The organism is uncultured Sphingomonas sp., assembly GCF_964244235.1.
GTDB lineage: Bacteria > Pseudomonadota > Alphaproteobacteria > Sphingomonadales > Sphingomonadaceae > Sphingomonas.
Genome location: NZ_CAXTII010000031.1, coordinates 11,323 through 28,074 on the forward strand (window position 1 = coordinate 11,323; position 16,752 = coordinate 28,074).

The following is a 16,752-nucleotide window of genomic DNA, read 5'->3' on the forward strand; positions in this document are numbered from 1 at the left end:
TTGTTCACCCGCGAAGGCGGGTGCCCGGACTGGGTCCCCGCCTTCGCGGGGACACAAAGGGGATCAATTATTCCGCGTGCGCCGGATCTCGTCGCGGACATTCTGGCCGAGCGCGTCGGCGACGAGCGCGGCCTGTTCGGTCTTGTGGCGCTTCATCAGGCCCGTCGCGGGCGAGGCGGAGGCCGCACGGCCTGCGTACCGCGCCCGCTTCACCCCGCCATCGATGGTGGCGAGCGCCTCCTCGATCATCGGCTCGACGAAGAACCAGTATCCCTGGTTCTTCGGCTCCTCCTGCGCCCACACCACTTCTTCCAGGTTCGGCATTCGCGCGAACCGCTTCGCCAGCGGATCGCCGGGGAAGGGATAGAGCTGCTCGACGCGGACGATCTGCGTCGCCGTTTCGCCCGCCGCGTCGCGCGCCTCCATCAGGTCGTACGCGACCTTGCCGGTGCACAGCACGACGCGCTTCGTCGCGACGTCCGCGGGTGCCGACGGATCGGAAAGGATGCGCCTGAAGTGCGTGTCGCCGACGAACTCCGCCGCGCTCGACACCGCCATCTTGTGCCGAAGCAGCGACTTCGGCGTCATCACGATCAGCGGCTTGCGGAACGACCGGTGCATCTGCCGCCGGAGCAGGTGATAGTAATTCGCCGGTGTCGTGCAGTTCGCGACCTGCATGTTGTCGCCGGCGCACAATTGCAGGAAACGCTCGGGCCGCGCGGAGCTATGCTCTGGGCCCTGCCCCTCATAACCGTGCGGCAGCAACATCACGAGGCCGTTGGCGCGCAGCCACTTGGCCTCGCCCGACGCGATGAACTGGTCGATCATGATCTGCGCGCCGTTGACGAAATCGCCGAACTGCGCCTCCCACAACACCAGCGTCTTGGGGTCGGCGAGCGCATAGCCATATTCGAAACCGAGCACGCCATATTCGCTCAAGGGGCTGTCGAGCACTTCGAACCGGCCATGCTCGATCGATTGCAGCGGGACATATTTGTGCTCGTCGGTCTGGTCCACCCACGCCGCGTGACGCTGCGAGAAGGTGCCGCGGCCCGAATCCTGCCCGGACAGGCGGACGCCATAGCCTTCCGACAGCAGCGACCCGAACGCCAGCGCCTCGCCCGTCGCCCAGTCGAAATTGGCGCCCGACTTGAACATCTCGCGCTTCGCGTCGATCACGCGGCCCAGCGTCTTGTGGATCGTCAGGTCGCCCGGCACCGTCGTCAGCGTGCGGCCGAGCGCATCGAACAGCTTGGGCGAGATACCCGTTTCCAGATTGCGGCGTGCGCTCTCGGCATCGGCCGGCGCGTGCAGCCCCGACCAGCGCCCGGCGAACCAGTCCGCCTTGTTGGGCTTGTACGCCGCCCCCGCCTCGAACTCGCCCTCCAGCAGCGTGGTATACTGGTGGACATCCTTGTCTATCCACGCCTGGTCGACGACCTTCTCCTCGATCAGGCGCTGGCCATAGACGGCGCTGACGCCGGGATGCCGGCGGATCTTGTCGTACATCAGCGGCTGCGTGAAGCTCGGCTCGTCGCCCTCGTTATGGCCGAAACGGCGATAGCACCACATGTCGATCACGATGTCGCGGTGGAATTTCTGGCGGAACTCCATCGCCATCTTGGTCGCGAAGGTCACCGCTTCGGGATCGTCGCCATTGACGTGGAAGATCGGCGCCTGGACGCCCTTGGCGACGTCCGACGGATAGTCCGACGATCGCGCGAACTGGGGCGACGTCGTGAAGCCGATCTGGTTGTTGATGATGAAGTGGACGCAGCCGCCGGTGTTGTAGCCGCGGATGCCGGAGAAGCCGAGGCATTCCCAGACGATCCCCTGCCCCGCGAACGCCGCATCGCCGTGGATCAGCACCGGGAGCGCGCGAAGATGCTCCTTCAGGTCGTCGGAGATCGTCTGGATCGCGCGCGTCTTGCCGAGCACCACCGGGTCGGCGGCTTCCAGGTGCGACGGGTTGGCGACCAGCGACATATGGACCTTGATGCCGTCGAACTGACGATCGGTGCTGGTGCCGAGATGGTATTTGACGTCGCCCGACCCGCCGACTTCCTCGGGGTTCGCGGAACCGCCGCCGAATTCGTGGAAGATGACGCGCAGCGGCTTGGCCATCACGTTCGCCAGCACGTTCAGCCGGCCGCGATGCGCCATGCCGAACACGATCTCGTTCACGCCGAACTGGCCGCCATATTTGATGACGGATTCGAGCGCGGGGATCATGCTCTCGCCGCCGTCGAGGCCGAACCGCTTGGTCCCGACATATTTGCGGCCGAGGAACTTTTCCCACTGCTCCGCCTCGATCACCTTGGTCAGGATCGCACGCTTGCCCTCCGGGCTGAACTGGATCGCCTTGTCCTTGCCTTCCATCCGGTCCTGCAGGAACCGCCGCTCGTCGACATCGGCGATGTGCATATATTCCAGGCCCACCTTGCCGCAGTAATTGGCGCGCAGGATCGCGACGACTTCGCGCGCGGTCGACCATTCGAGGCCGAGCGTACCGCCGACATAGACCGGCCGGTCGAGATCGGCGTCGGAAAAGCCGTGATATTCCGGGCTGAGATCGGCGGGGAGATGCTGCCGCGCGAGATGCAGCGGATCGAGATCGGCGGCGAGATGCCCGCGCACGCGGTAGGTGCGGATGAGCATCTGCACGCGGATCGCGTCGGACGCGGCCTTGGCTATATCGGCCTGGCTGGGGGCTGACGCGGGAGCAAGTCCCGCGGCGTCGGACGCGGCCTTCGACCGCGCCGGCCGGCCGGCCGCTTTCGCGACCGGCTCCATCTGCGTCGGGTCGAGCGCGGCGGTCAGGTCGTCGGTGGTCGCCAGCGGCCAGGCGGCGTTCGCCCAGCTCGGCCCGCCCGCGGAGCCTTCCAGCCCCTCGAAGAACGCGCGCCAGCCGGACTCGACGCTGTCCGGCTTGTCGCGGAAGCGTGCGTACAACGTCTCGACGAACGCCGGGCTGACGCCGGCGGCGATGTCGCTGAAATCCTGGCCTTCGTAGCCCATCGTTCGTTCCTTCCTGCCCCTCTCCCCTTGTGGGAGAGGGAGGGGCCCGCCGCTCGAAGCGCGGTGGGAGGGTGAGGGGGACGCCGTGAGGCTTTCCCGCCTCACTCCCCCTCATCCGGCGCTTCGCGCCACCTTCTCCCACAAGGGGAGAAGGGTTTTCAGCCCTTCAACACCTCGAGCAACGTCTCGCCCAGCAGCGACGGCGAGGCCGAAACCCTGATCCCGGCGGCTTCCATCGCCGCGATCTTGTCCTCCGCGCCGCCCTGACCGCCCGAAACGATCGCGCCCGCATGGCCCATCCGCCGCCCCGGCGGGGCGGTGCGGCCGGCGATGAAACCGGCCATCGGCTTCTTGCGCCCGCGCTTCGCCTCGTCGATCAGGAACTGCGCAGCCTCTTCCTCGGCAGACCCGCCGATCTCGCCGATCATGATGATCGATCTGGTCGCATCGTCGGCGAGGAACAGTTCGAGCACGTCGATGAAGTTCGTCCCGTTGACCGGATCCCCGCCGATGCCGACCGCGGTGGTCTGGCCGAGCCCGGCGTTCGATGTCTGGAACACCGCCTCATAGGTCAGCGTGCCTGAACGGCTGACGACGCCGACCGAGCCCTGCTTGAAGATGCTGCCGGGCATGATCCCGATCTTGCATTCGCCCGGCGTCAGCACGCCGGGGCAGTTCGGGCCGATCAGCCGCGACCTGGAACCCGACAGCGCGCGCTTGACCTTCACCATGTCGAGCACCGGAATGCCCTCGGTGATGGTCACGATCAGCGGGATCTGCGCGTCGATCGCCTCGAGGATCGAATCCGCGGCGAAGGGGGGCGGCACGTAGATGACGCTGGCGGTCGCCCCGGTCTTCGCCGCGGCCTCGGCCACGGTGTCGTAGACGGGGAGCCCCAGATGCTCGGTCCCGCCCTTGCCGGGTGTGACGCCGCCGACCATCTGCGTGCCGTAATCCAGCGCCGCCTTGGTATGAAAGCTGCCGGTTTCGCCGGTCATCCCTTGCGTGATGACCCGGGTGTTCTTGTCGACGAGGATGCTCATTCAGTGTCTCGCTTCCGTTAGGCCCAAGTGGAGCGCCTTGGCGCCATTCATATCCGTATAGGCGGACGCATATATGTGCCGGGTCTCACCGGCCGGGCCCGCGGCGCTCCAGCGCATCGTCTGCCCGTCAAGCCTCCTGCCATCGGCCGATCGTGTCCGATATGTTTTGTCAGGTTTCGTACCTACCAGAGCGGACACCATGTCCACGATCGGCGCGATGTCCGTCGCAGCAGCCGTGTTCACCAGGACATTGCACTCCGCCAGCGGCCAAGCTTCGACTTGCGACGTGACCGAAACGTCCTTCGCCTGCCACCCATCCAGCCGCGCGCCGGAGGGAACCCCGGCATCGACGTCGAGAAACTGGAAGCCCCAGTCGGCACGCGCATCGATCGCCGATCGCGCGCTGTCCGTGCCGACGGGGACGCGAACACACGCATCCTTGAACAGGCTGACGATCGCCGCCGTGTCGCGCACGCTCGGCACGAGGCGCACATAATCGAACGCTTTCGAGGAGAGGCTGACTTCGCTCCCGCCGGCGTCGAACCACGCGCCCGCCACCGCACGCGGGGACGCAAAGGCAGGACTGACCATCATCAGTGCCACCATTATGCTCCCCGCAAGGCACGCCGCGCAGTTCACCCTACTTCAGCGACCCGTCGATCGCCCGGCACGCCTCCAGCAATTCCTTCACCGCATCCACCGACACGCCGAGGTTCGCCTTCGCCTCGTCGTCCAGCGCGATCTCGACGATCTGCTCGACGCCGCCCGCACCGATCACGACCGGCACGCCGACATACAGCCCGTTCAAGCCGTACTGACCTTCAACGTAAGCGGCCGCCGGCAACACGCGCTTCTGGTCGTACAGATACGCCTCCGCCATCGCGATGCCGCTTGTCGCGGGCGCGTAATAGGCGGACCCCGTCTTCAGCAGTGCGACGATCTCGCCGCCGCCGCCGCGGGTGCGCTTGACGATCGCGTCGATCTTGTCCTGGGTTGAACGGCCCATCGCGATCAGGTCCGGGACCGGAATGCCCGAGACGGTAGAATAGGAGATGACCGGCACCATCGTGTCGCCGTGCCCGCCCAGCACGAAGCTGGTCACGTCCTTCACCGACACGTTGAACTCGTCCGCCAGGAAATGGCTGAACCGCGCCGAGTCCAGCACGCCCGCCATGCCGACGACCTTGTGCGTCGGCAGCCCTGAGAATTCGCGCAGCGCCCACACCATCGCGTCGAGCGGGTTGGTGATGCAGATCACGAACGCGTCCGGGGCATTCGCCTTGATGCCCTCGCCGACCGCCTTCATGACCTTCAGATTGATGCCGAGCAGATCGTCGCGGCTCATCCCCGGCTTGCGCGCAATGCCCGCGGTGACGATGATGACGTCGGCCCCCGCGATATCGGCATAGTCGTTCGAGCCGGTGATTTTGGCATCGAAGCCCTCGACGGGCCCGCATTGGCTGAGATCAAGCGCCTTGCCCTGCGGCACCCCTTCGACGACGTCGAACAGGACGATATCGCCGAGGCCCTTGAGCGCCGCCAAATGCGCGAGCGTGCCGCCGATATTGCCGGCGCCGATCAGCGCGATCTTCCTGCGAGCCATTCCAATCCTTCTCCGTACCTAGCGGGTGCGATTGGCAACGCCGAATAGGCGCATCGCTATCCCGGGGCAACCGCTTAACGTCGAGGCATTAAGAATATTGTTGCAGCTCGTTCGCAATAGCTTTAGAGCCCGCCAGCCTCTGATGCGAGCGATCGCGCAAGCGCATCGCCGGTCGCTCCACGAGGACATGGACCGCCGCGCCGACGACGATCGCCCCCGCGATCGCGCCCACGACCAGCAGCGGTGACGGCACTTGGGTGCCGACCGCGCGGACGGTGACGCCGATGCTCGCGTGCCAGACATAGACCGGATAGGCGATCACCCCGAGTGCCGCCAACCGCCCCGCCGGCCATGCGACCGCGCGCGGGATGCGCGTGCCGACGAGCGCCATGACGAACGCGCCGGCGGCAAGATAGGCGATCGTGAACCCGGGACCATGGCGAAAATCGCCGTCCCCCGCGACGCCCATGATCACGGTACCGGCGACCGCCGCGGCGAACCACCAGCCACGACGCCGCGCCAACCGGGCGAACAGCGCCGGCTGGTGAAGCGAGATCGACGCCATCAGGACGCCGAACGCCGGCGCGTCCAGCCGGTACTGGGTCTGCCACTGGAGGTGGAGCAACGGCACGCCGGTCGCCAGCGCACCGAGGCGCAGGAGCAGACACGCCGCCATGACCGCCAGCAACGCCCGCTCCACCAGCGGGTAGCCGCCCCTGCGCAGGAGCGGCGGGATCATCAGCACCGCGCCGAGGTAGAAATGCTCCTCGACCGCCAGCGACCAGAGATGGCTGGGCGCCTGGTCGTCATAATTCTGGACGTGGAGCAGCACCGGCCAGACCATGCGCCACGCCCCGGTCCCCCCGAGCGCCAGCAAGGCCGCTAGATACAGCCAGAGCACCGGCCACAATCGGAGCGCGCGGCGCCGGAAGAAGCGACGGCGGTCGACCCTGCCGGACGACGCCGTCTCGACCAGGATCATCCGCCCGACGAGGAACCCGCTGAGCACGAAGAACAGATCGACGCCGATCCACCCTACCGCGAACAGCGGCCGGAAGACGGCGTCGAGCGCGGGGACGCCGAGCGGCAGGCCACCATGGAAAAGGAGGACGAGCAGGATCGCGGTCCCGCGGACGACGTCGAGCCCTGGTTGCCGCGCTTGCCCCATCGGGGATGCGATAGCGGGCGGGGGTTAAGATAGCGTGGCGCGCGCGCGCCTAACCACCGGTCGGCAGCGCGTCGCCGTCGCCATGCCCCAGCGCCAGATAGTCGTCCGATCGCATTTCCTCCAGTCTGCTGACCGTGCGCCGGAACTCGAACGCACCGTCGCCGTCCTGGTACAGCGTGCCGGGTTGCGTATCCGCAGCGGCCAGCAATTTGACGCGGTGTTCGTACAGCGCGTCGATCAGCGCGACGAACCGCGCGGCCTCGTTGCGGTTGTCCGGACCCATCGCGGGGATGCCGACAAGGATCACGGTGTGATAGCGCCGGGCGATCGCCAGATAATCGGCCATCCCGCGCGCCTCCGCGCACAGCCGCCTGAACGAGAAAACCGCCACGCCCTTCAACGCTTTGGGCACATGCAGCGTCCGGCCCTGTACGGTCAGTTCCTCGGACGGCACATGCGCGGCGTCCTCGACGGGATAGTCGGTCAGCCGGAAGAAGGCAGCGGATAAAGCCGCGGTGGCGGCGGGCCCGTTCGGGGCCAGCCAAGTGTCGATCGCACCCAGCCGGTCGCGTCGGTAATCGACCGGGCCGTTGAGCGGCAGCACGTCCAGCCGCGCCTGGAGCAGCGCGATGAACGACAGGAAATGTTCGCGGTTGAGCCCGTTCTCGTAGAGGTCCTGCGGCGGCCGGTTCGAGGTCGTGACGATCGTCACGCCGTGATCGATCAGCGCCGTGAAAAGCCGCGACAGGATCATCGCATCCGGGCTGTTGGTGACCATCATCTCGTCGAATGCCAGCAACCGCGCCTCGTCGGCGATGGCGGCGGCGGCGGGGGCGATCGGATCGCCCTGTTCCTTCACGCGCTCGGCGGCGATGCGCTGGTGGATCTCCAGCATGAACGCACCGAAATGGACGCGACGCTTTCGCCCGATGTCGAGGTTGACGAAGAACAGGTCCATCAGCATCGATTTGCCGCGCCCGACATCGCCCCAGAGGTAGAGGCCACGCGGCGCGACCGGCTTGCGGCGGGCGAGGCGCCAGAGGACGGAGCCGCGCCTGGGAGCGACTTCCAGTTCCGACTGGAGCGTGGCGAGGCGGGCGGCGGCGGCGGCCTGTTCCGGGTCGGGGCGGAGTTCGCCGGCAGCGATGAGGGTTTCGTAGGCGGTGAGGACGTCAACCATAACTGTCCTCACCCTTCCCACCGCCTGCGGCGGCGGGCCCCTTCCCTCTCCCAGCGGGAGAGGGAGAGACGCCGAAGGCGGCGAAGTGTGAGGACAGGACGTGTGGACGGATCACTTGGCCGAAGGCTTCCGGATCGTCCCGGAAAACGCCGCGATGCGCATTTGATCCTCGCCCTGCACCACCAGCCCGCGCAGGAACAGCAGCCGGCCCGTTTCCTCCAGCAATTCGACCTGCGCCTCGATCGGCTCGCCGATCCGGCCGCCACCGATGAACTGCGTGTTCAGATCGAGCGTCACCGCCGTGCCCGCGGCAATCAGCCCGAACCCGCGACTGGCGGCGAACAGCGCGACATCGATGAACGCGAGCAGCGCCCCGCCATGAACATGGTCGCGCAGGTTCGAATGCCGGTGCTCGGGCGTCATCCGCACCCGGGCGATCGCGCCATCGACGCGGAACAGCATCGGCCCGAGCAGCGTGTTGAACCGCGTCGGATCGGTCAGCGACCAGATGCGCCAGCCGGGGTTGGCGGCGTCTTCGGTATCGGTGAAGGCAGGTTCGCTCACTTCGTTCCCCCGCGAACGCGGGGGCCCGGAGCCACATGCGTCTCGCCCGTGACTCCTGGGCCCCGGCTTTCGCCGGGGAACAGTTTAGATAACCCGCTCGGCTTCCATCTTCTTGATCTCCGCGATCGCCTTCGCCGGATTAAGCCCCTTGGGACACACCGTCGCGCAGTTCATGATCGTATGGCACCGATACAGGCGGAACGGATCCTCCAGTTCGTTCAGCCGATCCCCCGTCATCTCGTCGCGGCTGTCCGCCAGCCAGCGATACGCCTGCAACAGGATTGCCGGCCCCAGGAACTTGTCGCTGTTCCACCAATAGCTGGGGCAGGAGGTCGAACAGCAGGCGCACAGGATGCATTCGTACAATCCGTCGAGCTTCTCGCGATCCTCGGGCGACTGGAGCCGCTCCTTGCCCGACGGTGCCGGCGTCACGGTCTGCAGCCAAGGCTTGATCGACGAATATTGCGCGTAGAAATGCGTGAAGTCGGGGACCAGGTCCTTGATGACCGCCATCGCCGGCAAGGGCGTGATCCGCACTTCGCCCTTCACGTCCTCGATCGCGGTGGTGCACGCAAGGCCGTTGCTGCCGTCGATGTTCATCGAGCACGATCCGCAAATCCCCTCGCGGCACGACCGGCGGAACGTCAGCGAGCTGTCCTGCTCCCCCTTCATCTTGATCAGCGCGTCGAGAACCATCGGACCGCATTCGTCGAGATCGACATCGAACGTATCGAACCGCGGGTTTTCGGCCTTGTCGGGGTCGTAGCGATAGACCTTGAACCGTTTCAGGCGCTTGCCGGCGGTCGGCGACGCATGTGCCTTGCCCTTCTTGACGACACTGTTCTTCGGCAGGGTGAACTCGGCCATCGCCGCGGCGCTCCTCGGTTTCTCGCGTCGCAGCTATGCCTTCCGACCCTCCCGCGCAAGTCAGATGACGTCGAGGACTAACCCGAGATCGCGCGCTTCCTCGGCGCCGATATACCAGTTGGCAGGTGCCTTTTCGTGCAGTTCCCCGAAGGTGACGCGGCTGCCCGCGATCAGGTCGCGGAAGCCCTCCTCCTCGATATCGATCGACTGCTCGATCTCGTGCAGCGTCGCCTGGATCGAAGCGACGCACATCCGCAGGGGGCCGCTGAGGTTGACGGTCTTCGTGATCTGGCGCTCGTGCAGCATCAGCCGCGTGCCGCGCGTCAGGATGCGCTTGTCGACCGGGAAGGCGGACATGAACGTCGCCCCCGCCGAATAGACGGCGACCCTGCCCAGGAACAATGTCTCGCGCCCGGTGTAATCGCGCAGCAACCGCACATCGTCCGCCATCGCGCGCGCGACCTCGGGGTCGCCCCCGAGCGTGGTGATGGAGAACACGATCGCGCCATCGGTCGGCGCGTCCGCGAGCTGCTGCCTGAAGGTCGCGTACATCTGGTCGTTCACCGGCCCCGACAGCTGGACGTGCGGCTGCGCCAGGAGCGGGTAGTTGCGGGCGTCGTTGCTGGTATCGGTCATGGGGCGGGGCAACGGATCGGGGGGCCGGGGGGTTCCCGACGTTTAGAATGCCGGCTTGATCCCCGCCTGCTTCAAGCTGCCGTTCGCGGTGAACCGGTTTCGCGTCCCCGCATCGACAGTGAAATGCAGGCCGCTGATCGGGCTGAACCAGATTTCGTGATCGCCTTTGCCGTTGCGGACGAACCGGCAATCGTTGTCCATCAGGATGCGCTTCAGGTCGCGACCATAGTTACCGCCCATCAGGCAGCAACCGGAACCGTGCTTTCGTGAAATGCGACCAAGCGAAGCGAATGCGGACCTTGCCGCCGCTCGGCGGGCAGCGCGTCGGCATTGTCTGCGATCAGTTCCGACATGACCGCGACGGCGCGGTCGCGGAGGTGTTCCAGCGTCTCGCCTTCCGTCACGAGCCCCGGTACGTCGCAATCGAGCGTGTACCAGACCCGCGTTTCCGGATCATAAGCGGCGTGGAGCGTCCAGAGTGTCATGCTGCTTCCCTCACGTCCATGTAACGCCGGGCATGTCGGAACGCCATCCGCATCGAGAGGATATCAGCGTAGATTGATCAGCCCTATTCAAGGTGCTATCAACCGGTCATGATCGAACTCATCAACGCCGGCGCGAGTGTGAGCATCAGCGACCTCAAGAAGAACCCGACCGCCGTCATTGCGGCAGCGGGCGGGTTTCCCGTGGCCGTCCTCAACCGCAATAGGCCCGCGGCGTATCTCGTTCCCGCCACGGCGTGGGAGGAACTGCTGGACAGGCTTGACGATCTGGAACTCGCCGAAATCGTCCGCGCTCGGGCGGGCGAAATCGGCATACCGGTCGACATTGACGATCTATAAGCTCGAACTCCTTCCCAGCGCGCGGAAGGAATGGGACAAGCTTGATCCGTCGATCCGGGACCAGTTCGCGAAAAAGCTGCGTGACCGCCTCCGCGACCCAAAAATACCCTCGGCGCAACTCAGCGGCATGCTCGATTGCTATAAAATCAAGCTACGCGCCGCGGGATACCGGCTGGTATACCGCGTCGATGATGGGCGGGTGACGGTAATTGTCATCGCAGTGGGACGGCGCGATCGAAATCTGGTATACAAACTAGCGGCGGGCCGGCTCGGCTGACTTGAGTCCTATAGCTTGGAATGTTTCTTTAATTTTTAATCACTTATTTCGTTTTATATCCGACGCCGTTGCCATTCCGCCAACCGGAATAATTAGAGGTTTGAGTTTAGCCACAGCGGTAGCGTCCATATCCTGACACTCTTGATCGAACTTTTTCTTGAGGATGTTACGGCGAGGAATAACATACCCGTCACGCAAATCTACTGCGAGACTCTTCAGCGCAGTAATGTCACTCGTATCTTGGTAACCGAACATCCGATAAATTCCTTGCCCCGCCTTTGTACCATCGGCTTCATAAACCAATAACATCGGCTCTAATATCTCTTTGTTATTTACCGAGTGCGCAACATTCTTATTCGCTAATTCAAAAAAGTGTCGGTGAACCTCTTCACCTGCTGGCGCGACTTGCTTAACCGCTTCCAGCGTAAGACGAAATCGTACCCCGTTAGCAAAACACCGTCGGTAACGGATCAATGCGGCGTCTTGGAAAGCGGTAATTGTGTCTATGTCGCGATTGGTTTCCGGGACGGCCAGCAATGCAACTAGGCGATCGGCGAACCGCTCAACAAATCCCAAGTCTCGCTCAATGCCGTATAAGTCAGCTACTTCACGTCCTACGTTTGAAGGCATACGACGAGCAACTGTCCTGCCCAGCGACGTATCAAAAAAAGGCGTAGCTCCTTCGGCAGCAGGAGGAGGCGTAAAGCGCGAAGTAATTCGCCGCTTTTCAACCATTAATACACCCGCTTCTTCGGCTTGATATACTCCGCATCGTCGGTGAGCGTATAATCATGCACCGGCCGGTAATCGATCGCCGTCGCACCGCCGACGCCGCCCCAGCCCGTGAAAGTGGCGATGGTGTGCTTCATCCAGCCTGCGTCATCGCGGTCGGGATGGTCCTCGTTCACATGCGCGCCGCGGCTTTCCTTGCGGTTGGCGGCGCTGTCGATCGTCACCTTGGCCTGCGCGATCAGATTGTCGAGTTCCAGCGTCTCGACCAGGTCGGTGTTCCAGATGAGGCTCCGGTCGACGATGCCGATGTCCGCCATCCGGCCATAGGTCGCGGCGATCTTCTCCTGGCCTTCGGTCAGCAGCGCGTTGTCGCGGAACACCGCGCAATGCTTCTGCATCGTGCGCTGCATCTCCAGACGAACCTCGGCGGTCGGCGACGATCCGCTCGCGTGGCGGAACCTGTCGAGACGGCCGATCGCCAGTTCCTCGGACCCCTTGGGCAGCGGCGCGTGGCCGGTGCCGGGCTTCAGCGTATCCTTGATCCTGAGCCCCGTCGCGCGGCCGAAGACGACCAGATCGATGAGGCTGTTCGACCCCAGCCGGTTGGCCCCGTGCACCGAAACGCACGCCGCCTCGCCGACCGCGAACAGGCCGGGGACGACGCTGTCGGGATCGCCGTCCTTCAGATGGACGACCTCGCCGTGATGATTGGTCGGGATGCCGCCCATGTTGTAATGGACGGTCGGCGTCACCGGCAGCGGCTGGCGCGTCAGATCGACGCCGGCGAAGATCTTCCCCGTCTCGGTGATGCCCGGCAGCCGCTCGGCCAGGACCTTGGGATCGATGTGGTCGAGATGCAGCCAGATATGGTCGCCATTCTTGCCGACGCCGCGACCCTCGCGCATTTCCAGCGCCATCGACCGCGACACGACGTCGCGCGACGCCAGATCCTTCGCGGACGGGGCGTAGCGCTCCATGAAGCGCTCGCCCTCGCTGTTGGTCAGATACCCGCCCTCGCCGCGCGCGCCCTCGGTGATGAGGACGCCCGCGCCGTAGATGCCGGTCGGGTGGAACTGGACGAACTCCATGTCCTGCAGCGGCAGCCCGGCGCGGAGCACCATGGCATTGCCGTCGCCGGTGCAGGTATGCGCCGAGGTCGCGGAGAAATAGCAGCGACCATAGCCGCCGGTCGCCAGCACGACCCGATGCGCGCGGAAGCGGTGGATGCTGCCGTCTTCCATGCACAAGGCGATCACGCCGCGGCAGACGCCGTCTTCCATGATGAGGTCGAGCGCGAAATATTCGACGTGGAAATCGGCGTCGTATTTCAGGCTCTGCTGGTACAGCGAATGGAGCATCGCGTGGCCGGTACGATCGGCGGCGGCGCAGGTCCGCTGGACCGGCGGCCCCTCGCCCATGTTCTGCATATGGCCGCCGAACGGCCGCTGGTAGATCGTGCCGTCGTCGTTGCGGCTGAACGGAACGCCGGCATGTTCCAGTTCGATGACTGCGGCGGGTGCCTCGCGCACCATATATTCGATCGCGTCCTGATCGCCCAGCCAATCCGATCCCTTGACGGTATCGTACATGTGCCACGACCAGTGATCGGGCGAATTGTTGCCGAGGCTCGCGGCGATACCGCCCTGCGCCGCTACGGTATGGCTGCGTGTCGGGAACACCTTGGTGATGCAGGCGGTCTTCAACCCGCTTTCGGCAATACCCATCGTCGCGCGCAGGCCGGAGCCGCCGGCACCGACGACGACCGCGTCATAGGTATGATCGATGATCTTGTAGGCGGCAGTCATCAGAGGGAAGCTCCGAGCGCGACCTTCAGGATCGCAAAAAGGGCGGTCGCGACGCACGCGACGATGAACAGGTTCAACGCCACCATGGCGACGACACGGGTCTCGTCATGCCGATAGTCTTCGATCACCACCTGAAGGCCAAGCCGCGCATGGTAGAAGACCGAGAGCACGAGCAGCGCCATCGGCACCGCCGCCCAGCCATTGGCGAGCCAGGCGTGCACCCCGGCGAAGTCGTACGATCCCATGCGCGCGATCGAGATCATCAACCAGGCCATCAGCAGCAGGTTGCTGCCGGCGGTCAGCCGCTGATGCCACCAATGGCCGGTGCCCTCATGTGCGCTGCCAAGCCCGCGCACCCGGCCGAGTTCGGTTCCTCCGCGCATCACTTCATCCCCACATAGAGCCAGAACAGGACCGTCATCGCGATCGAGAACACGAACGTCAGGTAGGATCCGATCCGGTTGATCTTCAGTTCGTAGCCGGCACCCATATCGAGCACGAGATGTCGCACCCCGTTCGCCATGTGCTGGAACAGCGACAGGGTCAGGCCGATGCCGATGACGTAACCGATGATGTTGAGATGCCCGGACGCGGTCGTGAAGACGTTCGCGAACGCCGCATAGCTGTCCGCGCCACCCGCGATGGCCGCGAGCCACCACACCAGCAGGATGATGCCGACGGTGCCCATCCCGCTGCCGGTCGCGCGGTGAAGGATGGAAACGGTCATGTTCACGCGCCATTTCCAGATGCCCAGATGCGGGCTGACGGGGCGCGTGCCCGGACGGGCGGGAGATCGGGTGGCCAAAGGGCGGGTCCTCGAACGACGAAGGGGTAAGGGATGCGTCCGGTCTATTAGGTGCGCATCCCCGTCACCGCAATGGCCGCGACCGAGCCAAGTGGCGCGTTCGGCATCGGTTGTTAATTGCCGACGCTTTCATCCCCCCGCCGCAAATTGGTTTACCATGTGTGGCCAAGGCGACGGGCAATTGAAGCATCGGCGACAGCGCTAAACCAGCGCCAGCAACGCGTCCCGCCTGGCGACCAATTCCGCGAAATCGCCCTGCGCCGCCGCCCGCCCTGCCATCGCCCGGTCCAGCCGCGCGCGCGAAACGGGTGCGATCTCTTCCAGCCGGTCGGCGATCGCGGCCATCTCGTCCATCCGCGCCCAGCAATCCAGCACGACATCGCACCCGGCAGCGATCGCCCCAGCCGCCTTGTCCGCCGCGGTCCCGGACAATGCTTTCATATCGATATCGTCCGTCATCAGCAGCCCGTCGAACCCGATAGTCCCGCGTATCACCTGTTCGATCACGATGGGCGACAGCGTCGCGGGGCGGTCGGCGTCCCATGCCTCGTAGACGATATGCGACGTCATCCCCATCGGCGCTTGGTTCAGCGTACGGAACGGTTCGATGTCGATCGCGAGCGCCGCTTCGTCCGCGGTAACCGTCGGCAACGCATGGTGCGAATCGACCGGCGTCCGACCGTGCCCGGGCATATGCTTGACGACGCCCACGATCCCGGTCGCAGCCAGTCCGTCCAGCATCGCCCGGCCGAGCGCCGCGACACGCATCGGATCGCGGCCGAATGCGCGGCTTGTGATTGCGGCCGTCGTGCCGGGCCGCGCGACGTCCAGCAACGGGGCGCAATTCACGGTAACGCCCACCTCCGCCAGCATCAGCCCAAGCGCCTGACCGTTGGCGCGCGACGCCTGGATCGCGGATATCGGTGCGATGTCGTAAAGCCGGTCGAAGACCGGACCAGCCGGGAAAGCCGGCCATTCGGGCGGCTTCATCCGTGCGACCGGTCCGCCCTCCTGATCGATCAGGATCGCCAGATCGTCATGGCCCGCCAGCGCACGCAGGCTGTCGGTCAGCGAACGCAGCTGCGCGCGATCGACGATGTTGCGGCCGAACAGGATATGGCCGACGGGTTCGGCATCGGCGAAGAACGCCGCTTCGTCGGCGGTAAGAACAGGGCCGGACAGGCCGAAGATCACGGGCTTCATGGGGGGATCGTCTAACGCAAGATCGCACCCGAAAGCATCCCCGTTCGCAGAGGTTTATTCCCCATCCCGCGAGCGGGAGGGGAAAGACATAGCCCGTTCTCCCGCAGTTGCGACGGAACGGAACCCTCAACTCGCGACGAAGCAGCTTTCCCCTGCGACGCGCAGCCGGCCGCAGATATCCGCCGCCTGGTTCGCGCTGCCCGCGTTCACGCGCAACCGGTAGAGCGTCCGTCCGCCGGTCGCGACCGGCTGCACCGCCTTGCCCAGCGGCGCGATATACGCGAACCGTTTGGTGAAGGTCGTCCAGGCCGCGTTCGCCACCGCTTCGCTCGGATATGCGCCAAGCTGCACCAGCGAACCGCCCGCCGTCGCCCCGGCCGCTACCGCGCGCGAGACGGTGACCGGTGCTGCGGCGACCAGCTTGCCGCCGGGGCCGGGGACCTGTGCCACCGCATTATGACCCACCGGTGCGGTCGATTTCCGGGCGGTATGCGCGCCCTTCATACCCTTCACCGGTGCCTCGGGCACGGCCTTCAGGTCGATCGCGCCATTGCCGGCACCCTTGCCCGCGCTCGTCGCGATCGCGCTATCGCCCTCGCCCTCGACCTTCAGGCCGCCGGGATCGCCCGGTTTGACCTTGTAGTCGCCCTCCTGCGCGGCGATCAGCTGGCCGTCGGGACCGGTCGGGCGATGCTGCAGCTTGAAGATACCGAATACGATCGCCGCCAGGACCGCCAGCCCGACCGCGACCAGCGCGATCACGCGGCCGATTCCCGGCGCCGTCCGCTCGTCCGGCTCGACGGTTTCCAGCCACGGCAGGCGATCTTCCTCGCGCAGGTCCATGTCGTCCGTCATCAATTCATCTCCGACACCGCGTCGACACCCATGATCGACAACCCATTACGAATAATCTGTCCGACCGCCGCCGCCAAGGCAAGACGCGCCCGTGTGGCTTCCGCATCGTCAACCATCAGGAAGCGCCGGTCCGGCCGATCGTTGCCGACATTCC

The 16,752-nt window shown here is 65.3% G+C and carries 20 protein-coding genes; 2 read left to right on the top strand and 18 right to left on the bottom strand.

Features of this window, described 5'->3' with window-relative positions; translation table 11 throughout:
- Nucleotides 1–63: 63 nt before the first annotated feature.
- The 11 genes from ACFE7D_RS07255 to ACFE7D_RS07305 form a co-directional block, all read right to left on the bottom strand.
- Nucleotides 64–3,018: a 2-oxoglutarate dehydrogenase E1 component gene (locus tag ACFE7D_RS07255; RefSeq protein WP_375394760.1), complete on the bottom strand. Its 2,955-nt coding sequence runs from the start codon at nt 3,016–3,018 to the stop codon at nt 64–66.
- Between the two features lie 158 nt (nt 3,019–3,176).
- Nucleotides 3,177–4,061 (bottom strand): succinate--CoA ligase subunit alpha, encoded by an 885-nt coding sequence (gene sucD, locus ACFE7D_RS07260; protein ID WP_375394761.1) that lies wholly within the window; start codon nt 4,059–4,061, stop codon nt 3,177–3,179.
- The gene (locus ACFE7D_RS07265) at nt 4,062–4,664 is read right to left on the bottom strand and encodes a hypothetical protein (protein WP_375394762.1); all 603 of its coding nucleotides are present in this window, start codon (nt 4,662–4,664) and stop codon (nt 4,062–4,064) included.
- Nucleotides 4,665–4,701: 37 nt separating this feature from the next.
- A complete protein-coding gene (gene mdh / locus ACFE7D_RS07270; RefSeq protein WP_375394763.1) occupies nt 4,702–5,664 on the bottom strand; it encodes a malate dehydrogenase in 963 nt (320 codons plus the stop codon).
- Nucleotides 5,665–5,752: 88 nt separating this feature from the next.
- Entirely contained in the window at nt 5,753–6,832 is a 1,080-nt protein-coding gene (locus tag ACFE7D_RS07275; protein WP_375394764.1) for an acyltransferase family protein, read from the bottom strand.
- Between the two features lie 49 nt (nt 6,833–6,881).
- A complete protein-coding gene (zapE, locus tag ACFE7D_RS07280) occupies nt 6,882–8,012 on the bottom strand; it encodes a cell division protein ZapE (protein WP_375394765.1) in 1,131 nt (376 codons plus the stop codon).
- A 111-nt stretch (nt 8,013–8,123) separates the two neighbouring features.
- Nucleotides 8,124–8,576, bottom strand: coding sequence for a PaaI family thioesterase (locus tag ACFE7D_RS07285; protein ID WP_375394766.1), 453 nt, complete (start codon nt 8,574–8,576; stop codon nt 8,124–8,126).
- An 84-nt stretch (nt 8,577–8,660) separates the two neighbouring features.
- Nucleotides 8,661–9,443 carry a succinate dehydrogenase iron-sulfur subunit gene (locus tag ACFE7D_RS07290; protein WP_375394767.1) on the bottom strand — a complete coding sequence of 261 codons (783 nt, stop codon included), beginning with the start codon at nt 9,441–9,443 and terminating at the stop codon, nt 8,661–8,663.
- A 60-nt stretch (nt 9,444–9,503) separates the two neighbouring features.
- Nucleotides 9,504–10,079 (bottom strand): ClpP family protease, encoded by a 576-nt coding sequence (locus ACFE7D_RS07295; protein WP_375394768.1) that lies wholly within the window; start codon nt 10,077–10,079, stop codon nt 9,504–9,506.
- 42 nt (nt 10,080–10,121) lie between these two features.
- Nucleotides 10,122–10,319, bottom strand: a complete 198-nt coding sequence (locus tag ACFE7D_RS07300; protein WP_375394769.1) for a type II toxin-antitoxin system HicA family toxin — start codon at nt 10,317–10,319, stop codon at nt 10,122–10,124.
- The gene (locus ACFE7D_RS07305; protein ID WP_375394770.1) at nt 10,319–10,564 is read right to left on the bottom strand and encodes a DUF1902 domain-containing protein; all 246 of its coding nucleotides are present in this window, start codon (nt 10,562–10,564) and stop codon (nt 10,319–10,321) included. Before ACFE7D_RS07305 ends, ACFE7D_RS07300 begins: the two co-directional genes overlap by 1 nt.
- A 111-nt stretch (nt 10,565–10,675) precedes the next feature.
- Here ACFE7D_RS07305 and ACFE7D_RS07310 point away from each other — a divergent pair, with 111 nt between their 5' ends.
- A complete protein-coding gene (locus ACFE7D_RS07310; protein WP_375394778.1) occupies nt 10,676–10,921 on the top strand; it encodes a type II toxin-antitoxin system prevent-host-death family antitoxin in 246 nt (81 codons plus the stop codon).
- Nucleotides 10,908–11,198 (top strand): type II toxin-antitoxin system RelE/ParE family toxin, encoded by a 291-nt coding sequence (locus tag ACFE7D_RS07315; RefSeq protein WP_375394771.1) that lies wholly within the window; start codon nt 10,908–10,910, stop codon nt 11,196–11,198. The genes ACFE7D_RS07310 and ACFE7D_RS07315 overlap by 14 nt, the downstream gene beginning before the upstream one ends.
- 39 nt (nt 11,199–11,237) lie before the next feature.
- On the opposite strand, the gene ACFE7D_RS07320 is transcribed toward ACFE7D_RS07315, so the two are convergent.
- The 7 genes from ACFE7D_RS07320 to ACFE7D_RS07350 form a co-directional block, all read right to left on the bottom strand.
- Nucleotides 11,238–11,933, bottom strand: coding sequence for a hypothetical protein (locus ACFE7D_RS07320; RefSeq protein ID WP_375394772.1), 696 nt, complete (start codon nt 11,931–11,933; stop codon nt 11,238–11,240).
- Nucleotides 11,933–13,735: a succinate dehydrogenase flavoprotein subunit gene (gene sdhA / locus ACFE7D_RS07325; protein ID WP_375394773.1), complete on the bottom strand. Its 1,803-nt coding sequence runs from the start codon at nt 13,733–13,735 to the stop codon at nt 11,933–11,935. Before sdhA ends, ACFE7D_RS07320 begins: the two co-directional genes overlap by 1 nt.
- The gene (gene sdhD, locus ACFE7D_RS07330; protein WP_375394774.1) at nt 13,735–14,118 is read right to left on the bottom strand and encodes a succinate dehydrogenase, hydrophobic membrane anchor protein; all 384 of its coding nucleotides are present in this window, start codon (nt 14,116–14,118) and stop codon (nt 13,735–13,737) included. The genes sdhA and sdhD overlap by 1 nt, the downstream gene beginning before the upstream one ends.
- Nucleotides 14,118–14,462: a succinate dehydrogenase, cytochrome b556 subunit gene (gene sdhC / locus ACFE7D_RS07335; RefSeq protein ID WP_375394775.1), complete on the bottom strand. Its 345-nt coding sequence runs from the start codon at nt 14,460–14,462 to the stop codon at nt 14,118–14,120. The genes sdhD and sdhC overlap by 1 nt, the downstream gene beginning before the upstream one ends.
- 279 nt (nt 14,463–14,741) lie before the next feature.
- Nucleotides 14,742–15,743, bottom strand: a complete 1,002-nt coding sequence (locus tag ACFE7D_RS07340) for a glycoside hydrolase family 3 N-terminal domain-containing protein (RefSeq protein WP_375394776.1) — start codon at nt 15,741–15,743, stop codon at nt 14,742–14,744.
- A 126-nt stretch (nt 15,744–15,869) separates the two neighbouring features.
- A complete protein-coding gene (locus tag ACFE7D_RS07345; RefSeq protein ID WP_375394777.1) occupies nt 15,870–16,598 on the bottom strand; it encodes an SPOR domain-containing protein in 729 nt (242 codons plus the stop codon).
- The coding region (locus ACFE7D_RS07350; protein ID WP_375394779.1) for a DALR anticodon-binding domain-containing protein at nt 16,598–16,752 on the bottom strand (155 nt) is incomplete at its 5' end. The genes ACFE7D_RS07345 and ACFE7D_RS07350, both read right to left, overlap by 1 nt.

Excerpts from the sequence above, each read along its gene's own strand:
- ACFE7D_RS07255 (WP_375394760.1), bottom strand. The coding sequence starts at position 3,018 with ATGGGCTACGAAGGCCAGGATTTCAGCGACATCGCCGCCGGCGTCAGC.
- sucD (WP_375394761.1), bottom strand. The coding sequence starts at position 4,061 with ATGAGCATCCTCGTCGACAAGAACACCCGGGTCATCACGCAAGGGATG.
- mdh (WP_375394763.1), bottom strand. The coding sequence starts at position 5,664 with ATGGCTCGCAGGAAGATCGCGCTGATCGGCGCCGGCAATATCGGCGGC.
- ACFE7D_RS07275 (WP_375394764.1), bottom strand. The coding sequence starts at position 6,832 with ATGGGGCAAGCGCGGCAACCAGGGCTCGACGTCGTCCGCGGGACCGCG.
- zapE (WP_375394765.1), bottom strand. The coding sequence starts at position 8,012 with ATGGTTGACGTCCTCACCGCCTACGAAACCCTCATCGCTGCCGGCGAA.
- ACFE7D_RS07290 (WP_375394767.1), bottom strand. The coding sequence starts at position 9,443 with ATGGCCGAGTTCACCCTGCCGAAGAACAGTGTCGTCAAGAAGGGCAAG.
- ACFE7D_RS07295 (WP_375394768.1), bottom strand. The coding sequence starts at position 10,079 with ATGACCGATACCAGCAACGACGCCCGCAACTACCCGCTCCTGGCGCAG.
- ACFE7D_RS07300 (WP_375394769.1), bottom strand. The coding sequence starts at position 10,319 with ATGGGCGGTAACTATGGTCGCGACCTGAAGCGCATCCTGATGGACAAC.
- ACFE7D_RS07305 (WP_375394770.1), bottom strand. The coding sequence starts at position 10,564 with ATGACACTCTGGACGCTCCACGCCGCTTATGATCCGGAAACGCGGGTC.
- ACFE7D_RS07320 (WP_375394772.1), bottom strand. The coding sequence starts at position 11,933 with ATGGTTGAAAAGCGGCGAATTACTTCGCGCTTTACGCCTCCTCCTGCT.
- sdhA (WP_375394773.1), bottom strand. The coding sequence starts at position 13,735 with ATGACTGCCGCCTACAAGATCATCGATCATACCTATGACGCGGTCGTC.
- sdhD (WP_375394774.1), bottom strand. The coding sequence starts at position 14,118 with ATGCGCGGAGGAACCGAACTCGGCCGGGTGCGCGGGCTTGGCAGCGCA.
- sdhC (WP_375394775.1), bottom strand. The coding sequence starts at position 14,462 with ATGACCGTTTCCATCCTTCACCGCGCGACCGGCAGCGGGATGGGCACC.
- ACFE7D_RS07340 (WP_375394776.1), bottom strand. The coding sequence starts at position 15,743 with ATGAAGCCCGTGATCTTCGGCCTGTCCGGCCCTGTTCTTACCGCCGAC.
- ACFE7D_RS07345 (WP_375394777.1), bottom strand. The coding sequence starts at position 16,598 with ATGACGGACGACATGGACCTGCGCGAGGAAGATCGCCTGCCGTGGCTG.